Genomic DNA, 18,411 nt, shown 5'->3' with positions numbered 1-18,411 from the left:
ACCTTGACGTTCCCACCCCGCCCGGAGCCATGTCCGCTGTCCGCCCCGCCCGCATGACCGTCGAGGAGTACCTCGCCTTCGACGCCGCCGCGCCCGAGGGCGAACGCTACGAGTACTGGGACGGCGTGGTCGTTCCTGTCCACGGCTATGACGAGACGGGGACGGTGGCGATGGCCGGGGCGAGCCCGGCGCACAACCAGGTCGTGCTGAACCTCTCAGCCGCCCTCCACGGACCGATGACGCAGCGCGGGTGGCGGGGCGGGGTAGGCGATCAGCGCGTACGGACGGAGGCCGGCCGGTACAGCTACCCCGACCTCGTGTTCACGTGCGACGAGCCCCAGTACACCGACGACAACCCTGCCGTTCTCCTCAACCCGACGCTCCTCGTCGAGATCGTCTCGCCGTCGACCGTGGGGCGCGACCGCGGCGCGAAGCTCCGGGCGTACGCTGGGATCGAGAGCCTCGTCGAGTATTGGATCGTCGAGGTCGACGCCGCCGCGGTCACGCGGATCGTGCCCCAGCCCGAGGGCGGGGCGCTCCGGTTCGTCGAAGGCCTCGACGCCGTCGTCGAGAGCGCCGCGCTCGGCCTCGCCGTCCCGCTCGCCGACGTGTACCGGCTCGTCGACCTTCCTTGACGCCGCCCCGGCCGCGTGCGCCGGCCGCGGGGGCGGGGCGGAGGCGGCGGGCAACGGCTCCACCCCGCCCCCGGCCCAACCGCGGCGGGGCGGGGCGGCCGCCTCCAGGCTTCTGTGCCGGCGCGCCCACACGCAGGCGCTCCTGCGCGCGCCCCGAGCGCACCGGGATTTCCGCCGGGGCCGGCACGCCCGGCGCTAGTTTCACCGTTGACCGAAACCCGCGCCACCCCGCCCCGCCCTCGTGGACCAGAGCCGCATCAGGAACTTCTGCATCATCGCCCACATCGACCACGGCAAGTCGACGCTGGCCGACCGCCTCCTCGAGGCGACCGGCACGCTGACGTCGCGCGAGATGCAGGCGCAGGTGCTGGACTCGATGGACCTCGAGCGCGAGCGCGGCATCACGATCAAGAGCCACGCCATCCGCATGGGGTACCAGGCCCCGGACAAGGAGCGGTACGTGCTCAACCTCATCGACACGCCGGGCCACGTCGACTTCACCTACGAGGTGAGCCGCGCGCTCAACGCGTGCGAGGGCGCCATCCTGGTCGTCGACGCGGCGCAGGGGATCGAGGCGCAGACGATCTCGAACCTCTACATGGCGATCGGCCAGGACCTCGAGATCATCCCGGTCCTGAACAAGGTGGACCTGCCGAGCGCCGAGCCCGAGCTGGTCGCCCAGTCCATCACCGACCTCATTGGCGGCGACCCCGACGACGTCCTCCACGTGAGCGCGAAGACCGGGCAGGGCGTCGAGGCCGTGCTCGACCGGATCGTCGAGCGCGTGCCGGCCCCGACCGGCGACCCCGACGCCCCGCTCCAGGCGCTCATCTTCGACTCCACGTTCGACACCTACCGCGGGTCCGTCGTCTACGTCCGCGTCAAGGAGGGGACGCTCCGCAAGGGCGACGCCATCGAGTTCATGGCCACGGGCGCCCGGTACTTCGCCGAGGAGATCGGCCACCTCAAGATGGGGATGGAGCCGGTCGCGGAGCTTGGCCCGGGCGAGGTCGGCTACCTCATCGGCTCGGTCAAGGACGTGGCCGACACGCGCGTCGGCGACACCGTCACGCACCAGAAGGGCGGGGCGGACACGCAGCTCCCCGGCTACCGCGACGTGAAGCCGATGGTGTTCTCGGGCATCTACCCAACCGACTCGGCCGACTTCGAGGACCTCCGCGCCGCCCTCGAGAAGCTCCAGCTCAACGACGCCGCGCTCACGTACGAGCCCGAGACGTCGGCGGCGCTCGGGTTCGGGTTCCGGGTCGGCTTTCTCGGCATGCTCCACATGGAGGTCGTGCAGGAGCGGCTGGACCGCGAGTTCGGGCTCGACATCGTGACCACGATGCCCAACGTCCGCTACACGGTCGAGCTCTCGGGCGGGGAGGCGGTCGAGGTCGAGAACCCGTCGGAGATGCCCGACCCCGGCCAGATCCACGAGGTCCGCGAGCCCTACGTGAAGGCCGAGATCATCACGCCGACCGAGTACGTGGGTGCGCTCATGGGGCTCTGCCAGGACCGCCGCGGGACGTACCTCACGCAGGAGTACCTCACGACGGACCGCGTGAACCTCAAGTACGAGCTCCCGCTCGCCGAGATCGTCTTCGACTTCTACGACAAGCTCAAGTCGGTCAGCCGCGGCTACGCGTCGTTCGACTACGACTTTATCGACGAGCGGGCCTCGAAGCTGGTCAAGCTCGACGTGATGCTCAACGGCGACACGGTCGACGCGCTGAGCACGATCGTCCACCGCGAGAAGGCCTACGACATGGGGCGGCGGCTCTCGACGAAGCTCCGCGAGCTCATCCCGCGCCAGATGTTCGACGTGGCCATCCAGGCGGCGCTGGGCAACAAGGTCATCGCCCGCGAGACGGTCAAGGCGCTCCGCAAGGACGTGACGGCCAAGTGCTACGGCGGCGACATCTCGCGCAAGCGGAAGCTGCTGGAAAAACAGAAGGAGGGGAAAAAGCGGATGAAGCAGGTCGGCGCCGTCGAGGTCCCGCAGGAGGCGTTCCTGGCGGTCCTCTCGATGGAGTGAGGTAGGGACATGGGGACTGGGGACCGGGGACTGGAGCGGGGGGGCGGGGCGGGGTGGCTCCGCTCCGCGGCCGTCGTGCTCGTCCTCTTCTGCCTTCCCTCTCCGGGGTCCCCTGCCCCCCACGCCCAGAACGTGGTCGACCTGCTGCAGCGCCAGCGCAGCGCCGCGCGCGCGGCCGAGGCGCTCGCCGAGATCGGCCCGCGCGTGCCGCCCCGCCCGCCCCGCCCGGGCGGGGCGGGGGACCCCCACCTGGCGGCCTACGCGGCGTCGCGCGAGCGGCGGCAGGCGGCGTCGGACCTCGCGCGGCGCGCCCACGAGGCCCGCGCCGACAGCGCCATCCGCGTGGCCCGGATGGCCACGCTCCGGTGGGAGAAGGTGCGGCCGCGGGAGCAGGGGCCGTTCCTGGAGCAGTACGGCGAGGCGTTCTGGCTCTCGGCGCCGACGGGCGGGGCGGCCGCCATCGACACGACGTCGACGGCCGTGCTCCGGGGCCAGCTCCAGGCCGCCTTCGGCGACCCCACGCGGAACGGCGACGCCCAGAAGCGCTACGGCTACGGCGGCTCGGACCACGTCCAGTTCGAGTACTGGTTCGCCGTCAACGACACGATCCCCGTGCTCGTCCTCGACCTCGACGGCCCGTTCGGGCGCGGCCTCATGATCGCCGCCGACGAGGAGCAGGCGGCGTTCCTCCCCGCCCTCAAGGCCGACCTCGCGCGGCGCCTCGCCGCCGAGCGCCGGCCGGTCCCGTGGCTCGACTACTACCACTCGTTCGCGCGGCGGACGTGGTACCGCACGGGCTACAACGGGACCGAGTTCTACGTCCGCGAGGTGCGGCCGCCGCGGTGGGCCGGGGCGGCCGGCGACCGCTGGATCATCCACCGCTAGGGCCGCCAGCGTCCGCCCCGCCCGCACCCTGGGGCGGGGCGGCCCGTAGCTTCGACCGCCCCGCCCCCCACGGTCCGCCCTCCGGGTCCGCCCCGAGGGCTCGCCCCCTACCCGCTTGGCCACGACCACGACCCGACAGAACCGAAAACGGACGCCGCGCGGGGCGGACGGCCGGCGGCGCGAGGCGCCGGCCAAGCCGACGATGAAGGAGAACCTGTGGTTCTGGGCCAAGGCCATCGTCATCATCCTGCTGCTGCGGACGTTCATCTTCGAGCCGTTCCGCATCCCGTCCGAGTCGATGGAGGAGACGCTGCTCGTGGGCGACTTCCTCATCGTCTCGAAGCTGAACTACGGGCCGCGGACGCCGAGCACGATCGGCATCCCGTTCACGGGCGTCTACCTCCCGGGCGTCGAGCTCCCGCAGACCCGGCTGCCGGGGTTTTCCGAGCCCGAGCGCGGCGACGTGGCCGTGTTCAACTACCCGTCCGCCGTCGACGTCGAGCGCGGGGCGATTCCCGAGTCGACGCCCGTCGAGCGGCGGGCGCCCTACATCAAGCGGATCGTAGGGACGCCCGGCGACACGGTCGCGGTCCTCGACAAGGTCCTCCACATCGGCGGCGAGCCGGTCCCGCTCGGGCCGACGCTCAAGCAGCGGTGGCGCGTGACGGCGACCGGCGCCACGCGCCCGAACGCGCGGCAGCTCGCCGAGCTCGGCGTGACGCTCCTGCCCGGCAGCGACCGCCGCGACGGCGCCGCGATCGCCGAGCCCCGCGAGTACGACGTGTTCGCGACGCCGGTGGGCGTGGCCGCGCTCGAGGCGCTCCCCGAGGTGGCCCGCGTCGACCCGTTCGTGCTCGACGAGTCCTGGCGCGACCCGACGTTCGGGAAGAACCCCGACCACGTCCCGCCCTTCGTGGTCCCCGGCCGCGGCCTGACCGTCGTGCTCGACGAGCGGACGCTCCCGACCTACGCCGAGGCCATCGTCCGCTACGAGGGCCGCGACCTCACGCAGGGCGAGGGCGGGGCGGTGCTCATCGACGGCGTCCCGTCCGCGACCTACACGTTCGACCAGGACTACTACTTCGTCATGGGCGACTTCCGCGACAACTCGGTCGACAGCCGCTACTGGGGGTTCGTGCCCGAGACGCACCTCGTGGGGAAGGCGCTGTTCACGTTCCTCTCGTTCGAGCGCTACCTCCCGCCGATCCCCCGGCTCCGCCGCTTTTTCCAGCCGATCCCGTAGCGCCGCGCTGGGAAACGAGTGGGAACGAGTGGGCGGGGCGGCCCCGTTCCGTCGGCCCCCGACCGGACCCCGCCCGTGCTCGACGCCACCCCGCCCGACCGTTCGCCCGCCCCGCCCCGACCCGGGAGCGGGGCGGTGGGGGAGGCCGCCCCGCCGCTCGCCGCTGGCGACGGCGCGCCCGGCCCGAACGGGGCGCCTCCGGTGGCGCCGGGCGCCGACCGCCGCCAGGATAGACCTGCCGCGGGGCGGGGCGGGGCGGCCGAGCTGTGGGCGTGGCTCCGCGTCGTGGGCGGGGCAGTCCTCGTGGCCGTGCTCCTGCGCGCCGTCGCGTTCGAGGCGTTCCGCATCCCGTCGACGTCGATGGAGGACACGCTGCTCGTGGGCGACTTCGTGCTGGTCTCGAAGCTCCACTACGGGCCGCGCCTCTTCGGCGCGCGCCTGCCCGGGTTCGACGACCCCGACCGCGGCGACGTGGCCGTGTTCAACTACCCGCCGGGGCTCGACCCCGAGCCCGCGCGGCGGACGCCCTACATCAAGCGCGTCGTGGCGCTCCCCGGCGACACGCTCGCGATCCGGGCCAAGGAGGTCCGCATCGGGGCCGAGGCGCAGCCCGCCCCGCCCGTGGGGCGCCAGCTGTGGGAGGTCCGGCTGTCCCAGCCGCTCCCGCCCGACGCGCTCCTCGGGCTCGACGGCCGCATCGAGCGCCGGGCGGCCGGGCTCTGGCTGATCGAGGGGACGGCGGGGCAGGCCGACCGGCTCCGGGCGCTCCCCGGCGTCGACGCCGTCTATCCGCTCGTCCGCCCGCTGGGCGACGGGAGCGCGGCCTTCCCGGCGGCCTTCCACTTTAGCCTCGACGACTACGGCCCGATCGTCGTCCCCCGCGCCGGCGCCACGGTCCGTCTCGACGACGCCTCGTGGCCGGTCGTCCGCACGGTCATCGAGCGGTTCGAGGGCCACCGCGCCGAGCGCACGGCGCGCGGCTTCCTCGTCGACGGTGTCCCGGCCGAGACCTACACGTTCGCCCAGGACTACTACTTCGTCCTGGGCGACAACCGCGACGACTCGGCCGACAGCCGGACGTGGGGGTTCGTCCCCGAGGACCACCTCATCGGGAAGGCCGTCGCCGTCTACTTCTCGTGGGACGAGGCGGCCGGCGCGCCCCACTGGGACCGGATCGGGACGGCGGTGCGCTAGACGTCGGGGAGGTACGGGGTACCAGGTACAGGCCTGCTCCCTAGTGCAGGATCAAGAGGTCTTCTGCTTTATCAGCGTTCAGATTGAGCGGGGCGGGAGGAGTCTCCCTCCTGGACACGGCGCAGCCAGGAGGGGACACCCCGAAGGGACGGCGTAGCCAGGGGTGGTGGACGATGCGGGCGGGGTGGCGAGCGCCGCGCGGGTGGAACCGCCCCGCCCACGCCCAGGGCGCCCGCCCCGCCCTCAGGCCGCCTCGGGCGGGGCGGCGTCGTAGTGCGCGCGGATCTTGCGGGCCACCGACGGGCCGGTGACCGCGGCGATCTCGGCCTCGCCCGCGGCCTTGACCGCCTTGAGGCTCCCGAGCTCGGTGAGGAGCTTTTTGGCCGTCTTCGCGCCCACGCCCGGGATGTCGAGGAGCTCGCTGCGGAGGTCCTTGATCCGCCGCTGCTTCCGCTGCGCCGTCACCGCGAAGCGGTGGGCCTCGTCGCGGACGCGCTGGATGAGGCGGAGCGACGACGACGTGCGGGGGATGATCGTCGACTGGCTCTCGCCCGGGAAAAAGACCTCCTCCAGCCGCTTGGCCAGCCCCACGACGGGGAACTTGCCGTACACGTCGACGCGCTTGAGCGACTCGACGGACGACGAGAGCTGGCCTTTGCCGCCGTCGATGATCACGAGGTCCGGCCACGGGCCGTTCTCCTGCAGGAGCCGCGCGTAGCGGCGCTCGACGACCTCGCGCATCGACTGGAAGTCGTCGGGCTTGCCGTCCTCGACCGTCCGGATCTTGTAGGTCCGGTAGTCGCTCTTACGTGGCTTGCCGTCCTGGAAGACCACGCACGACGCGACGGTGCCGGTGCCGCCCAGGTGCGAGATGTCGAAGCACTCGATCCGGCGGGGCGGCTTCTTCAGGCGGAGGTCGCGCTGGAGCGCCATCACCGAGCGCGGGATCCGGTCCTCGTCGCGCTTCTCCTTCTGGAGCTGCCACTCGCCGAGGAGCAGGCGCGCGTTGGCCTCGACCATGTTCATGAGGTCGACCTTCTCTCCGCGTTGGGGCACACGGACTTCGACCCGTTTGCCTCGCGCGTCGCGGAGGTACTCCTCGACGGCCGACGGCATGGCGAGCTCCGACGCCAGGTACACCTCGTCGGGGAAGAACGTGGCGCCGGCGTAGTGGTCGTCGACGAACCGCTGCATGAGGTCGGCGTCCTCGGCCCCCTCGATGCCGCGGAGCACCTTGTGCTGGCGGCCCACGATCTTCCCCTCGCGGACCTTGAACAGGACGCCGACGGCCACGTCGTCCTCGCGCTCGACGGCGAGCGCGAACAGGTCGCGGTCGACCTGCTCGTCGGTCACCACCTTCTGCTTTTCGCTGTACTTCTTGAGCGCGGCGATCCGGTCGCGGTACTCGGCGGCCTCCTCGAACTTCTTGTCGGCGGCGAGCGAGGCCATCTCGTCCTGGAGGAGCGCCCGGAGCTCGCCGGTCTTGCCTTCGAGGAGCGTCTTGATCTGCTCGATGGTCGTGTTGTAGTGGGCCTCGGTCTCGTAGCCCACGCACGGCGCCGCGCACCGCTGGATGTGGTAGTCCAGACACGGCTGGAACTTGCCGGCCTCGATGGCCGCCTCGCTGAGGTGGAGCGAGCACGACCGGAGCTTGAACAGGTCCTTGATCGTCTTGAGGACGAGCTTCATCGCCTTGGCGTCCGTGTACGGCCCGTAGTAGAGCGAGCCGTCGCGGCGGACGGTGCGTGTGGGGAAGACGCGGGGGAAGCGCTCGTTCTTGACGCAGATGAACGGGTAGCTTTTGTCGTCCTTCAGGAGGACGTTGTAGCGCGGCTTGAGCCGCTTGATCAGGTTGTTCTCGAGGATGAGCGCCTCGGCCTCGGTGTCGGTCACGATGACCTCGACGTCGACCACCTTTTTGACGAGGGCCTGGATGCGCCCCTCGCGCGGGCGGCCGTCCTGGAAGTAGCTCCTGACGCGGCTGCGCAGGTTTTTGGCCTTGCCCACGTAGAGCGTCGTGCCCTCGGCGTCCTGGTGCTGGTAGACGCCGGGCGACGTGGGCAGGTGCTTGAGCTTGTCGGCGAGCGCTTCGGTCACGGGGCGGGGCGGGCACGGGGCGGGGCGGCCACCCCGTCCGCAACCAATCTGGCGGGCGGACCCAACGGGCGGGGCGGGGCGGAGTGGCGTACGCGGGACCGCCCAGGTTCGTGCCCGCCGGTGACGGCGGCGCGTCACGCCACCCTGCCCGCGTCACGACACTCGGCGCGGGCGGGGCGGAAGGCTACGCGAGCAGGAAGTCCGCCACCCCGCCCGCGAACGTCGGCACGTCGACGCCCTGGATGGGGTGGTCGAGGCCGGGGAGGATCTGGAGCCGCGCGTCCGGGACCGCGCGCCAGAGGCCGACCGCGTGGCGGACGTCGAAGTAGCGGTCGCGGTCGCCGGCGGAGACCAGCGTGGGGCACGCGATCCGGGCGAGGTCGGCGTCCTCCAGCCAGGCGTCCGGGAGGCCGCGCGTGAAGGCGACGAGGTCGGCCACGAGGCCGCGCCACCCCGCCCCGTGCGTCTCCTCCAGGCGCCGCGCCCAGAACGGGGTCGCCTCGGCCATCCGCTCCGGGGCCATCGGCCCGACCATCGCCTCGACCTCGGCCTGGTTCCACTGCACGTTCGCGCCGTGGACGGCGAGGCGCCCGACGAGGGCGGGGCGGGCGAGCGCGGCGGCGAGCGCGACCGCCCCGCCCATCGAGAACCCGAACACGCGGGCGGGGCGGTCCAGCGAGTCCAGGAGCGCGACGGCGTCGGCCGTGTAGGTCTCCCACGTCGGCGGTCCGTCGGGCGGGGTGGCGGCGCTCCGCCCGTGGCCGGCAAAATCGAGCGCGTGCACGTGGAACGTCCGCTCCCACACGCGGACGAGCCGGTCGGTCTCCAACTCCGTCGAGCCCAGCGCCCCGTGCAGGACCACGAGCGGCGGGCCGTCGTCGGGACCCGACACCTGGACGGCGCGGTCGCCGGTGTCGGTCGCCAGCGTCGTCCACGCCGGGGCGGGGCGGACGCTCTGGACCAGCTCGACGAGCACGCCGGCCGTGTCTTTGGGGTGGAGGAACACGATGCGTTTGCCGTCGGCACCGGGCTTGGGGGCGTCGGCGAGGGGGCGGAAGCCCGCCGCGCGCACGCGCTCCATCTCGGCCTCCAGGTCGCCGACCTCGAAGGCGAGGTGGTGGACGCCCGGGCCACGCTTCGCCACGAACGTCGCCACGGGCGAGTCGTCGCGGGTCGCCTCCAGGAGCTCCAGCTTGGGCGCCGCCCCGCCCTGGCCGCCGTCGCCGAAGAACGTCGTCGCCACGCCCTCGCGCTCGACCGCCTCGGTCTTGTACGGCGCCGCGTCGAGCAGGCGCCGGAAGACGGCTTCTTGTTCGGGGTCCGACAGCGCGATGCCGACGTGGTCGAGGGTCATGGGATTTTTGGGGGGAGAGAGGGACGGTGGAAAAACGGGGCGGGGCGGGAAAGGTTGGCGCAACCGGCCGGCAACCGGCGCCCGTAGGGACACGACTCGTCGTGTCCGGGGTGAGCGGGGCGGCTTGGGCAGGCACCGCCCCGCTCAGTGCCGCCCCGCCCATGTCAGGCGCCTCGGCCGCGGCCGCCGTGGCCGAGGTGGGCGGGGCTGTTCTGGATGGCGTCACCGCCCCGCCCGCCGCCGCCCGTGCGCCGCGCCCCGACGGCGTTGCATGCAACGCCGCTACGTCGGCCGCCCCGCCCACGCCTGGGCGGGGCGGTTGTCGTCGCTGCCCGCTGCCCGCCCGAAACCCCCCGGCGGGCGGGGCGGTCCAAGCGCCATGCTCCTCCACGCCGGCCACGAGCCCCGCCCCGCCCCGCCCGCGAGCGCCGCGGAGCGGGCGGACGTCCAGCGGCAGCAGCGCGTGGCGATGGCGGCCAGCCTCGTCGTCGCGGTCGTCATGCTGGTCGGGAAGCTCGCGGCGTACGGGCTAACGGGCTCGACGGCCATCTTCTCCGACGCGCTCGAGTCGGTGGTCCACCTGTTCGCGACGGCCGTCGCCGGGTTCAGCCTGTGGTACGCGGCCCAGCCGCCGGACCGGGCGCACCCGTACGGGCACGGCAAGATCGCCTACGTCTCGGCCGGGCTGGAGGGCGCGCTCATCCTGGTCGCCGCGCTCGCGATTGGCTACGAAGCCATCCGGGCGCTCATCGTCGGGCCGGAGCTCCAGAACCTGGGCGTGGGCCTCGCGATCACGGCCGCGCTCGCGCTCGTCAACCTCGTGCTCGGCGCGACGCTCGTGCGCGTCGGGAAGCGGACGAACGCGCTCGTCCTCGTCGCCAACGGCCACCACGTCCTCACCGACATGTGGACGAGCCTGGGCGTGCTCGCCGGCGTCGGCCTCGTCGTCGTGACCGGGATCGAGTGGCTGGACCCGGTCGTCGCGCTCCTCGCCGGCTCCAACATCCTGTGGACGAGCGGGCGCCTCATCCGCGACGCCTACGGCGGGCTGATGGAGCGCGCCGACGACGCCGAGACGGCGCGCGTCCTGGACGTGCTGGCGGCGGCCGAGGCCGAGGGGCTGATCCAGGGCCATCACCACGTCCGCCACCGGCGCGTGAACGACCAGGTGTGGCTGGAGCAGCACCTCCTGCTCCCCGACGCGCTCCGCCTCGACGACGCCCACGAGCGGGCGTCCCAGGTCGAGGCCCGGCAGCGGGCGCTGTTCCCCCAGAGCCGCGTGCAGATCACGTCGCACCTCGAACCCACGTCGCACCGCCACTCGGCCGGCGTCCCCCACGACGACGTGGCCGACTCGCTCGCCGAGCGGGCGTAGGTTCGACCGCCCCGCCCGCGACTCCACCACCCCGCCCGTCCCATGCGCATCGCCGTTGTCGGCGGCCTCGCGGCCGGCCCCGCCGCCGCCGCCGAGGCCAAGCGCCAGGCGCCGGACGCCGAGGTCGTGATGTTCGAAGAGGGCCGCCACGTCTCGATCGGGACGTGCGAGATCCCGTACTACATCGCCGGCCACCTGGGCGGGGCGGACGCGCTCGTCGTGAACACGGCCGAGAAACTCGAACGCAGCCGGGGGTTCGAGGTCCGCCTGCGCGAGCGCGTGACGGCGCTCGACGCCCGGGCGGGGCGGCTCGTGGTCGACGCGCTCGATTACGGGGCGCAGCGCGAGGAGCGGTTCGACCGGGTGATCCTGGCGACCGGCGCCCGCGCGCGGCGGCTGGGCGTGCCCGGCGAGGACGCCGCGGGCGTGTTCGTCATCCGCGACTTGGAAGACGCCCAGGCCGTCCGGCTCTGGCTGGAGACCGAGTCCGTCCGCCACGTGGTCGTGGCCGGCGGCGGCTACATCGGGGTCGAGATGGCGGAGGCCGTCCGCGACCGTGGCCTCCAGGCGACGATCCTCGACCCGTCCGGCCGCGTCCTCAACAACACGGTCGCGTGCGAGGCCAGCGACCTCATGGACCGGGCCGTCGCCGCGGCCGGCGTCGCGGTCCGCGCTGAGAAGCCGACCGAGATCCTCGCGGACAGGGCGGGGCGGGTGCGCGCGGTCCGCACGGACGCGGGCGAGCTCGTCGGCTGCCAGATGGTCGTCGTGTCGATCGGCGTCGAGCCGCGGACCGAGCTCGCCGTCGCGGCCGGCGCCCGCGTGGGCGAGATGGGCGGGCTGGCCGTCGACGACCGCATGAAGACGTCGCTCGCCAACGTCTGGGCCTGCGGCGACGTAGCCGAGGTCCCGCGCGCGCCGGACGGCCGGCGCGTCCTGTGGCCGCTCGCGCCGACCGGCCGGCGCTCGGCGCGCGTGGCGGCCCGCAACGCGGCCTCGCGCGGCGGCCGGGCCGACACGTTCCGCCCCATCGCGGGCGGCGTCGCGGTCAAAGCGTTCGGGATCGAGGTGGGCTCCGTCGGCCTGTCACTCGCCCAGGCGGCGGACGCCGGGCTCGACGCCGTCGCCGCCGACGTCCGCCACTGGACGCGCACGGCGGCCTTCCCCGGCTCGTGCCCCATCGACGTCCGCCTCGTCGTCGAGCGCGGGGCGGGGCGGCTCCTGGGTGGCCAGATCGTGTCGGCCGAGGGCGCCGCGCTCCGGGCCGACGTGCTCGTCCCGCTCGTCCAGGCCGGGGCCACGGCGCGCGAGTTGGCTGAGGACCTCGACTTGGTCTACAACCCGCCGGTCGCGCCGGCGGTCGACCCGTTGAAGGTTGCCGCGAGCGTGGCCGTGCGCCGGGCGGGGCGGTAGGGTTCGCCGCCACCCCGCCCGCTACGAGCGGGGCGGGAAACACGGCCGCCCCGCCCCTACCACGCCACGCGCCGCTTTGTCGGCTCCGCCCTGGCCGGCGCCTCCCGGCGCGGCGCCGGCCGCCGACGGACCACCACCCCGCTCGCCGCGGGCGGGGCGGCGTAGGCTGGCGGGGCGTAGGCCGGGGCCACGGGCGGGGCGGGGCGGTCGAGGGTCGCGTAGCGCTCGCCGCCGGTGCCCGCGAGCGCCGTCCCCGCGAAGTAGAAGGCGAGGATGTCGCGGTAGGACCGGCCCGCCAGCGCCTGCCCGCGCGCGCCGTACTGGCTCATGCCGACGCCGTGGCCGAAGCCGCCGCCCGTGAACACGTACGCGCCCCCGTCGCGGGCGACCTCGAACCGCGTGCTCCGGATCGTCTTGGCGCCGAGCACGGCGTTGACCGCGCTGCGGAACTGGCTCCCCGAGATCGTCGGCCGCCCCGCCCCGTCGAGCGCGATCTCCTGGACGCGTCCCGTCCGCGACTGGCGGACGACCGAGAAGCCCGTCACGCGCCCGCCGAAGCGGTCCGAGAGCGCGGCGTGGAGGCGGCCCGCGTCGACGGTCGCCTCCCACGCGTGGTGCGGCGAGGCGGCGTCGTACGGGTCGGCCACGCCGCGGAGGTAGGGGAGCGGGGCGCCGTTCCAGACGGCCTCGTTGTCGGCCGTGTGGCCGCCCGACGACGAAAAGTAGGGCGTCTCGGCGAGCGCGCCGCCGTAGCGGAGCACCTCGCCCCGCGTCTCGGCCGCCGCCCGCCGCGAGGTCTCGGTCTCGGCGCCAGCGCCTCGGTACACCTGCGAGCCCGTGTGGTCGTCGAGGTCGTAGGCCCCAGCCGCCCCGCCCCGGCGGAGCGCGTAGGTCCGCGCGATGACGGCCTGCGCCTTGGCCCCCTCGATCTCCCGGAACGGGTACTCCGACGCGACCACGCTCGACACATAAGCTTCGAGTGGGGTCTCGTTGACGAGCTCCAGGCGCCCGCCGGCCGCCGTCGCCTCCAGCGCTCCGGCGTAGCGGCGGTCCGTTCGCCCCGCTCGGACGCGGACGCCCGGGCCGGCGACGACCACGCGGCCGCCCCGCCCGCGCAGGCCGCCGCCCTCGACCTCGACGCCCGACGCGCGCGGCACGACGCGGAGCGCGGCGCCCGGGCCGAGCGTCCCCACGGTCCGGCCGTCGACGACGACGGCTAGCGGGGCGGTGTCGGCCGACACCTCGACCGCGCGCGGCGCCTCGCGGGAGAGGACGCGGACGCGGACCGCCGGCTCTTGGGCCAGGGCCGGCCCGGCGGACAACACGAGGGCGACCAGGAGCGGGGCGGTGAGGCGGAACGGCATGGGACGGGAGGGCGACCGGGCGGCGCCCTCGGTGGGGGACAGGTGGCAGTGTACGGCGCGCGGCGCGGCGGCCGGCACAGCGAATCCCCCAGGCCGCCCCGCCCGGCGGTCCTACAGGCTGAGCCGGTCGCGGAGCTCGCGCGAGCGCGAGCGGCTGGCCGTCACCTCGTGGCCGCCCGTGAGAACGATCTTGTACCGGCCCGAAAACCAGGGGACCATCTCGCGGACGCACGTGAGGTTGACGAGCGCGCTCCGGTGGACACGCATGAACCGTGCCGGGTCGAGCCGCGCCTCCAGCGCGTCGAGCGTGAACCCGACGAGATGCCGCCCGATGCCCGCCCCGCCCTCGCGGCCCTCCTGGCGGACGTACAGGTTCGTGATGCCGTCCGACACCTCGGCCGCGATCACGTCGCCGGCCGAGACCACGACCAGCCGGTCGACGCCCTGGACCGTGAACCGCTCGATCGGCGGCCCCGTGTCGCCGTCCGGGGGCGGGGCGGCGGCCTGCTCGTCGAGCGTGTCGAGGAGCGCGGCCAGCCGCTCGTCGCGCTCCTCGCTGTCGCCCCGGCGGTCCTCGACGCGGGCGAGCGCCTCCTCCAGCCGCTCGGCGTCGATCGGCTTCAGGAGGTAGTCGGTCGCGTTCGCGCGGAAGGCGCGGAGGGCGTACTCGTCGTAGGCCGTCGTGAACACGACGTCCGGCCGCCGCTCCGCCGCCACGCGCTCGACCACGTCGAACCCGTCGACCTCGGGCATGCGGACGTCGAGGAACGCGAGGTCGAACGGGCGCTCGGCTTCGGCCAGCCGCTCCAGGGCCTCGACCCCGTCGGCGGCTTCGACCGGCGCCTCGATCCGGCCGTCCTCGACGAACCCGTCGAGCAGGCGGCGGAGCCGGGACCGGGCCGGGGCCTCGTCGTCGACGATCAACACGCGGAGGGCACTCATGGGCAGCAGGGGCGGGGTGGGGGAGAGGGGCGGGCGGGACAGGCCGCGCGGGCGGGGCGGCGAGTCACGGGACGACACGGGGCGACACGGGCGCGAGCACGTCCCCAACCGCCCCACCTCGCCCGTTCGCGTCTTCGTTCGCGCCCGGCGCCTCAGGCGGGGCGGCCGGCGGGGCGTCAGGGCGGGGCGGCGCGAGCGGGACGACGAGCGAGGCCAGCGTGCCCGGGTCGCGCGGGGCCAGCGTCAGGCGCGCGCCGTCGCCGTAGAGCTGGCGGAGCCGGTCGGACACGTTGCGCAGGCCGACGCCGTAGAACGCCGTGGGGTCCGCGGCCGCGCCGTCGCCCGCCGCCCCGCCCGCGTCCGCCCCGCCCGCAGGCGGCGGCGCCACGGCGAGCCCGGCGCCCGTGTCGCGGACGTCGACCACGAGCGCGCCGCCCTCGACGCGTGCGCGGACCGAGACGCGGCCGCCACCCCGCTTCTGCTCGACCCCGTGCTTGACCGCGTTCTCGACGAGCGTCTGGACCGCGAACGCCGGCACCTCGGCGTCCGCCGCGCCCGCCTCGACGTCGACCTCGACCTCAATGGCGTCGCCGAACCGGGCCTTCTCGACGGCCAGGTACCGGCGCACCAGGCGGAGCTCGTCGCGGAGGGGGACGAGCGCGCGGCCGCTCGCCGTAAGTACGTCGCGGAACAGGCCGGCCAGATGCTCGACCGTCCGCTCGGCCTCGTCCGGCCGCTCGCCGATGAGCGCGGCGACGGTGTTGAGGGCGTTGAACAGGAAGTGCGGGTTGATCTGGGCGCGGAGCGTGGCGAGCTCGGCCTCGGCCGTCTGGCGCACGAGCGCCCGCTCGCGCTCGAGCAGCCGGAGCCGCTCGACGGCGAGGGCGAGCCCGCCGGCCAGCGCCTTCAGCCGGTCGACGTCTTCGGTGTTGTAGACCGTGAACCGTCGGGCCTTCCGACCGAGCACGACGAGCCCGACCGCCCCGCCCTGCCCCGTCGTCACGGGCACGGCGAGGGCGGCGCCCAGCCGGTCCAGCCGCTCGGCGTAGCCCCGCGGCAGCGCCGACTCGTTGAGCTCCTCGTTCCACGACCACACGCGGCCCTCGTCGCGGACGCGCGCCCAGACCTGCTCGAGGTCGGCCTCCTCGAACGTCGGCGCCTCGGGCCGGAACCGCGCCCGGACCCACCGCTCGGCCGGCGTCCCGGCCCCGGCCAACAGGAACACGACGGCCGAGCGCGCCCCGAGCGCGCGGCCTACGGACTCGACCGTCTCGGCCGCGAGCGCGTCGACGTCGACGGCGAACCGGATCCGGTCGCCCAGCCGGTCCAGCCGTCGCCGCGCCCGCTGCCGCTCGGTGCGGAACGCCCGCTGCACCTGCTCCCGGACCATCGGCGCCGTCCGCTCGGCGACCAGGAGCAGGACCACGACGAGCACGCCGAGCGCGACCGGGTGGGACCCGCCCGGGAGCACGGCGTCGAGCGCGAGCGAGCCCAGCGACACGGCCACGAACGCGCCGGCGAGCACGGCCACGGCCGAGAGCCCGCGCAGCAGGAGCACGTCGAACTGCCCGTAGCGGAGCGTCGAGAGCGACACGAGCGCGACCGGGAGCAGCGAGAACAGCTGGAACGCGACCACGAACCACGCCGTCGGCACGTCCTGCGGCCCCGGCGCGACGCGCGCGGCGACGAGCGCGGCGCCGGCGACCGAGAGCGCGAACACGAACGCGCTCCCCGCCCGGCTCCACCGCGGGGGCGGGGCGGCGTCGGGCGGGGCGGCCGCCGGGCGCCCGAACGAGAGCGCGGTCGCGGCGGCCACGTAGACGCACACGTAGAACAGGATGGGGATCGCGAACGCGTCCGGCGGGAGCGGCCCCACGTGCCCGACGACGGTCGCCAGCGTCACGCCCACGCCGAGGACGGCGGCCGGCACGACGAGCACCCACCGCCCCGCCCCCAGCCCCGCCGCCTGCCGCGACGAGCGGATGCCCTGGTCGAGGAGCAGGAGCGGGTAGGCGATCCACCCGCCCAGCGCCGCCAGCGTGAGCGCGTCGAACGCGACGCCCGCGAGCGCCGCCCCGCCCGAGGCCGGTCCGGCCGGCGGCGGCCCCCAGACCTCGACCCACAGCAGGCGCACGAGGTTGCCGGCCACCCACACGAGCGCGGCCCCGATGAGCAGCTGCGAGCGCCGCGCGCGCGGGCTCCGCGGCGCGAGCGGGGCGACGGTGAGGTAGGCCAGCAGGTGCAGGAACGCGGCGACGGCGAACCCCCACCCGGCCGCCGCCCACAGCCGCCCTTGGACCGGGTACAGGAACGTCGGGTACCGCTCGACGCGAACGTCAAGCGCGCGCTCGACGCCGCCCCGCTCGACGCCGTAGGCGAGCACGGCCCCGGTCGCCCGCTCGACGTCGCGCTCGACGCTGGCGGCCGAGGCGACCGGGCGGAGGTCGAGCGTGAGCAGGCGGTCCCCCTCGCGGAGCCCGGCCGCCGCCGCCGGCCCGCGCGGGAACACGTAGGCCGCCCGGACCGCCCCGCTCGCGGTGGGCGGGGCGGCGTCTTCCCAGCGGACGCCGTCGAACCCACGCGGCGGGCTCTCCTCGAGCCCCAGCCCGACCGTCCCCGTGTACTCGACCCACGCGCGCCCGATCTGGGCGAGCGGGTACAGGGCCAGCGCCGCGAGCGCCACGGCGAGCGCCCGGACGAGCAGACGGTGGGCCGGCGGCGACATGCGGGGAATCTAGACCGCCCCGCCCCCGCGAGGGGCGGCGGCCTCGCGCGCGCTCCATGGGCGGGGCGGGGTGCGGACCCGTAACGACAACGCGCCCGGCCCCACCGAAGGGGGCCGGGCGCGCAGGCCTTGGGAGCGCGTCGGGGGGTTAGCTCCGCGTGATCCGGCCGCAGGCGACCGGGAGCGTGGCCTGGCTCGGGAGGCCCGGGAGCGTGCCGACCGAGGCCGGAAGCTCGTCGTTCGTCCCGTGGATCACGATCACGTAGTCGTCGAGGTCGACGATCCCGTCTGCACCGAGCGTGCCGATGGGGTCGCTCGTGTCACTGTCGTCCTTGACGAGGGCGGAGCGGAGCGCGACCACCGAGGTCGACTCCGAGTAGTCGATGGAGGTGCCGGTGGGGAAGCCGGAGACGTTCTGCGCCTGCGTCGAGATGTCGTCGTCGAGCGGCAGGAGGATGGCGCCGTAGCGCGGGAGCCCTTCGAGCACGTCCACGAAGCCGTCCGCGTTGGCGTCGTCGGCCATCGTCGGGCACACGGCCTGAGCGGTCACGGTGCCGCCCGGCGCGCCGTGGATGTGCTGGGGGTGCACGGTGGCGTCGAGATCGTCGGCGTCGATCTCGACGGTAAAGTCGTTGTCGTCCATCGTGAGCTCGGCGGTGCCGGTCACGCCGCTGTTGTTGAGGGCGGTAAACTGGACGTCGTAGGTGGTCTCGTCGTCGTCGTTCGAGTCACAGCCCGAGAGCACGGGCAGGGCGACGAGGGCGGCGAGGAGCGGAAAGGCGAGTGTCTTCACAGGGAGGGGGGACCCAGCGGGTCTGTGGTGGAGGGGGTGTCCCAGGGCCGCACGGAGCGGATCGGGGGATTCGAGTTATCAACGTGGAGCAGGGGCGCGGTGTTGAAGAGGGCGTCTGAATTCCCTGAGATCCGCCCCTCGTGACGCCGCTCAGAGGGGTGGGGACGCCGTTGTGCCCCACCCCGCCCGCACGAGGGGCGCCGCCGCTCGGCGCCGGCCGGTCGCCACCCCGCCCGGACGGACGGGGCGGGGCGGGCGCGCACGTCGGCGGGGGCGGGGTGGTCGCCTCGCGGCCGAGGACGTAGAGGGCACGCAGCCCGGAGAGCCCACCGAGACCCGCATCCCGTACCGAG

Annotated in this window: 13 protein-coding genes; 7 read left to right on the top strand and 6 right to left on the bottom strand. The window is 74.5% G+C overall.

Annotation, left to right across the window (positions count from 1 at the left end):
- Positions 1-29: 29 nt before the first annotated feature.
- The 5 genes from RM540_RS12560 (at position 30) to lepB (RM540_RS12540) (ending at position 5,995) form a co-directional block, all read left to right on the top strand.
- Positions 30-635 (top strand): Uma2 family endonuclease, encoded by a 606-nt coding sequence (locus RM540_RS12560; RefSeq protein WP_311664608.1) that lies wholly within the window; start codon positions 30-32, stop codon positions 633-635.
- Positions 636-876: 241 nt separating this feature from the next.
- Positions 877-2,673, top strand: coding sequence for a translation elongation factor 4 (gene lepA, locus RM540_RS12555; protein ID WP_311664606.1), 1,797 nt, complete (start codon positions 877-879; stop codon positions 2,671-2,673).
- A 132-nt stretch (positions 2,674-2,805) separates the two neighbouring features.
- Positions 2,806-3,558, top strand: coding sequence for a hypothetical protein (locus RM540_RS12550; protein WP_311664604.1), 753 nt, complete (start codon positions 2,806-2,808; stop codon positions 3,556-3,558).
- Between the two features lie 115 nt (positions 3,559-3,673).
- Entirely contained in the window at positions 3,674-4,801 is a 1,128-nt protein-coding gene (gene lepB / locus RM540_RS12545) for a signal peptidase I (protein WP_311664602.1), read from the top strand.
- A 75-nt stretch (positions 4,802-4,876) separates the two neighbouring features.
- Positions 4,877-5,995, top strand: coding sequence for a signal peptidase I (gene lepB, locus RM540_RS12540; RefSeq protein WP_311664600.1), 1,119 nt, complete (start codon positions 4,877-4,879; stop codon positions 5,993-5,995).
- A gap of 243 nt (positions 5,996-6,238) precedes the next feature.
- Here lepB (RM540_RS12540) and uvrC read toward each other — a convergent pair whose 3' ends face one another.
- On the bottom strand, positions 6,239-8,092 hold the full coding sequence (gene uvrC / locus RM540_RS12535; protein WP_311664598.1) for an excinuclease ABC subunit UvrC: 1,854 nt from the start codon (positions 8,090-8,092) through the stop codon (positions 6,239-6,241).
- 184 nt (positions 8,093-8,276) lie between these two features.
- A complete protein-coding gene (locus RM540_RS12530) occupies positions 8,277-9,446 on the bottom strand; it encodes a VOC family protein (RefSeq protein WP_311664596.1) in 1,170 nt (389 codons plus the stop codon).
- Between the two features lie 271 nt (positions 9,447-9,717).
- On the opposite strand from RM540_RS12530, the gene RM540_RS12525 reads away from it, so the two are divergent.
- Together RM540_RS12525 and RM540_RS12520 are read left to right on the top strand one after the other, a co-directional pair.
- The gene (locus RM540_RS12525; protein ID WP_311664594.1) at positions 9,718-10,821 is read left to right on the top strand and encodes a cation diffusion facilitator family transporter; all 1,104 of its coding nucleotides are present in this window, start codon (positions 9,718-9,720) and stop codon (positions 10,819-10,821) included.
- A 42-nt stretch (positions 10,822-10,863) separates the two neighbouring features.
- Entirely contained in the window at positions 10,864-12,234 is a 1,371-nt protein-coding gene (locus RM540_RS12520) for an FAD-dependent oxidoreductase (protein ID WP_311664592.1), read from the top strand.
- 56 nt (positions 12,235-12,290) lie between these two features.
- On the opposite strand, the gene RM540_RS12515 is transcribed toward RM540_RS12520, so the two are convergent.
- From RM540_RS12515 to RM540_RS12500, 4 genes are all read right to left on the bottom strand, one after another.
- Complete coding sequence (locus RM540_RS12515; protein WP_311664590.1) at positions 12,291-13,598, bottom strand: SpoIID/LytB domain-containing protein; 1,308 nt, start codon at positions 13,596-13,598, stop codon at positions 12,291-12,293.
- Positions 13,599-13,709: 111 nt separating this feature from the next.
- Positions 13,710-14,540 carry a LytR/AlgR family response regulator transcription factor gene (locus tag RM540_RS12510; RefSeq protein WP_311664588.1) on the bottom strand — a complete coding sequence of 277 codons (831 nt, stop codon included), beginning with the start codon at positions 14,538-14,540 and terminating at the stop codon, positions 13,710-13,712.
- Between the two features lie 64 nt (positions 14,541-14,604).
- The gene (locus RM540_RS12505; RefSeq protein ID WP_311664586.1) at positions 14,605-17,265 is read right to left on the bottom strand and encodes a histidine kinase; all 2,661 of its coding nucleotides are present in this window, start codon (positions 17,263-17,265) and stop codon (positions 14,605-14,607) included.
- Positions 17,266-17,413: 148 nt separating this feature from the next.
- Entirely contained in the window at positions 17,414-18,058 is a 645-nt protein-coding gene (locus RM540_RS12500) for a hypothetical protein (RefSeq protein ID WP_311664584.1), read from the bottom strand.
- Positions 18,059-18,411 lie beyond the last annotated feature (353 nt).

The organism is Rubrivirga litoralis (assembly GCF_031846415.1).
GTDB lineage: Bacteria > Bacteroidota > Rhodothermia > Rhodothermales > Rubricoccaceae > Rubrivirga > Rubrivirga litoralis.
This window is presented reverse-complemented; position numbering and strand designations above follow the sequence as displayed.

Bases quoted from the DNA above. Each gene is read 5' to 3' on its own strand.
- RM540_RS12560 (WP_311664608.1), top strand. From the start codon at position 30: ATGTCCGCTGTCCGCCCCGCCCGCATGACCGTCGAGGAGTACCTCGCC.
- RM540_RS12530 (WP_311664596.1), bottom strand. From the start codon at position 9,446: ATGACCCTCGACCACGTCGGCATCGCGCTGTCGGACCCCGAACAAGAA.
- RM540_RS12525 (WP_311664594.1), top strand. From the start codon at position 9,718: ATGCAACGCCGCTACGTCGGCCGCCCCGCCCACGCCTGGGCGGGGCGG.
- RM540_RS12520 (WP_311664592.1), top strand. From the start codon at position 10,864: ATGCGCATCGCCGTTGTCGGCGGCCTCGCGGCCGGCCCCGCCGCCGCC.
- RM540_RS12515 (WP_311664590.1), bottom strand. From the start codon at position 13,598: ATGCCGTTCCGCCTCACCGCCCCGCTCCTGGTCGCCCTCGTGTTGTCC.
- RM540_RS12510 (WP_311664588.1), bottom strand. From the start codon at position 14,540: ATGAGTGCCCTCCGCGTGTTGATCGTCGACGACGAGGCCCCGGCCCGG.
- RM540_RS12505 (WP_311664586.1), bottom strand. From the start codon at position 17,265: ATGTCGCCGCCGGCCCACCGTCTGCTCGTCCGGGCGCTCGCCGTGGCG.